The organism is Mesorhizobium sp. M4A.F.Ca.ET.050.02.1.1, from assembly GCF_003997725.1.
GTDB lineage: Bacteria > Pseudomonadota > Alphaproteobacteria > Rhizobiales > Rhizobiaceae > Mesorhizobium.
Genome location: NZ_RZSG01000847.1, coordinates 1 through 2,489, shown reverse-complemented (window position 1 = coordinate 2,489; position 2,489 = coordinate 1). Strand labels below are relative to the sequence as shown.

The following is a 2,489-nucleotide window of genomic DNA, read 5'->3' as shown; positions in this document are numbered from 1 at the left end:
CGACAAGCCGTCGGCCGGTGCGGACGATCTGCTGGTGCGGATCGAGGCCTGCGGCGTCTGCGGCACCGATCGCCATCTCTTCCATGGCGAGTTTCCTTGCAAGCCGCCGGTGACGCCCGGGCATGAGTTTTCGGGCATCATCGAGGCGATCGGGTCGTCGGTGACCGGCTTCTCCGTCGGCGACCGCGTCACCGGCGACCCCAACATCGCCTGCGGCCGATGCCCATATTGCCATGCCGGGCGGGTCAACCTTTGCCGCAATCTCAATGCCATCGGCATCCATCGCGACGGCGGCTTCGCCGACTATGTCGTGATGCCGCAGAAGCAGGCCTTCCGGCTGCCGCCGAGCCTCAAGCCGACGCATGGCGCATTCTGCGAGCCGTTGGCGTGCTGCCTGCATGGCGTCGACCTCGCCGCGATCAAGCCGGGCGGCTCGGTCGTCGTGCTGGGTGGCGGCGTCATCGGCCTGCTCACCGTGCAATTGGCAAGGCTTGCCGGGGCGAAGACCGTCGTGCTGTCGACACGCCAGGCCTCGCGCCGCGCGCTCGCCGAGGAGCTCGGCGCGACGGCCTCAGTCGATCCAGGCGCCGGCGACGTAATCGATGCAATTGCCGGACCGGACGGGCTGGTGCCGGGCGGCGTCGACGTGGTGTTCGAATGCGCCGGCGTGCGCGATACGGTCGAACAGTCGATGCGGCTGGCGAAGGCCGGCGGCACCGTCGTCATCGTCGGCGTGGTGCCGCAAGGCATGCAGGTGGCGTTCGAGCCCTTCGACTTGCTGTTTCGGGAATTGAAGGTCCTGGGCTCTTTCCTCAATCCCTACACTCATGGCCGCGCCGCCGAGCTCATCGCCACCGGCGCGATCGAGGTCGACAGGCTGATCTCGAGACAGGTGACGCTCGAAGAGGCGCCCGCGGTGATCGCCAACCCGCCCGCGCCCGGCGAGGTCAAGGTGCTGGTGGTGCCAGGCCGAGGCTGAAGCGCAGCCCTTCGGCTTGCAACGTTGGCAATTGGCGAAACCGTCGATCGCAGCGCCCCTCTCCCCGTCCCTAGACGGGGAGAGGTTGCCGGCAGGCAGGTGAGGGGCGGCGCCAATGCCCAGATAGACAAGGCACGAGATTGGGTCTTCAGCCTGCCACTTAAGCCCGAGGCGATTCGTTCGCCGAAGCCGGCGCTGCCCCTCATCCCCTGCCGGGACCTTCTCCCCGTATAGTGACGGGGAGAAGGGGCTAATCCCAGCCTACAGCTTGCCCTGGCGCTGCTGGACCATCATGAAGGTGTCGTAATTGTACTCGGCCACCTGGGCCCAGAGATAGTGCTCCTTGCGGAAACCTTTGATCGACTCCCAGATCTTCTTGAACGGCGCGTTCGAGGCTTCCATCTCGGCATAGACCTCGTTCGCCTTCTCGAAGCAGGCCGCCATGATCTCCTGGCTGAACGGTTGCAACTTGGCGCCGCTGGCCACCAGCCGCTTCACCGCCGCCGGATTGAGATAGTCGTATTTCTGCAGCATGTTGGCGTCGGTTGCCTGCGCGGCGGTCCGCACCAGCGATTTGTAGGCTGCCGGCAGCTCTTCGTACTTGGCCTTATTGAACATCAGGTGGACGGTCGGGCCTTCCCACCAGCCGGGATAGTAGTAATAGGGCGCGACCTTGTAGAAGCCGAGCTTCTCGTCGTCATACGGACCGACCCATTCGGCGGCGTCGATGGTGCCTTTCTCCAGCGCCGGATAGATATCGCCGCCGGCGATCTGCTGCGGCACCACGCCGAGCTTGGCCACGACCTTGCCGGCAAAGCCGCCGATGCGCATCTTCAGGCCGGAGAGGTCGGCGACGGTGTTGATCTGCTTGCGGAACCAGCCGCCCATCTGCACGCCGGTATTGCCGCCCGGCAGGCCGAAAAGCCCCTGTGTGGCGAGGAATTCGTTGAACAGGTCGATGCCGCCGCCGTGATAGTGCCAGGCATTGATGCCGCGCGCGTTGAGCGAGAACGGCACCGCCGCGCCCAGCGCCCAGGTCGGGTCCTTGCCCCAGTAGTAGTATGCCACCGTGTGGCAGGCCTCGACGGTGCCGGCGGCGGTGGCGTCAGCCGCCTGCAGGCCGGGCACCAGCTCGCCGGCGGCGAAGACCTGCACCTGGAAATTGCCGTCGGTCGCTTCCGACAGCATCTTTGAGAACACCTCGGCGCCGCCATAGATCGTGTCGAGCGACTTCGGGAAGGACGACGCAAGCCGCCACGTCACCTTCGGGTTGGACTGGGCGATTGCCGGAGCGGCAAGCGTCGCGGCCGCCGCCGCGGCGCCAACGCCGGTTACGCCGGCCTTGCGGATGAATGAACGACGATCCATGCAGTTCCTCCCTTTTGGATCAACAGGCCGGCATTCGGGAACATCCTCGATATCCCGGCTCGGCCCGGACGAAACAATACACGGGCAACAGGTCGAGTCCAGCGCGGCGGCCGCGCTTAACGGCGGCATTGGCGGGGAAAGC

General features: G+C 65.9%; 2 protein-coding genes. One reads left to right on the top strand and one right to left on the bottom strand.

Annotated features, from left to right (window positions below):
* Positions 1 to 979 (top strand): zinc-dependent alcohol dehydrogenase family protein (locus EOA33_RS32120; protein WP_127407459.1); only part of this gene is annotated, 979 nt, incomplete at its 5' end.
* Between the two features lie 261 nt (positions 980 to 1,240).
* Here the strand turns inward: EOA33_RS32120 and EOA33_RS32115 are convergent.
* A complete protein-coding gene (locus tag EOA33_RS32115; protein ID WP_127407458.1) occupies positions 1,241 to 2,347 on the bottom strand; it encodes a TRAP transporter substrate-binding protein in 1,107 nt (368 codons plus the stop codon).
* Positions 2,348 to 2,489 lie beyond the last annotated feature (142 nt).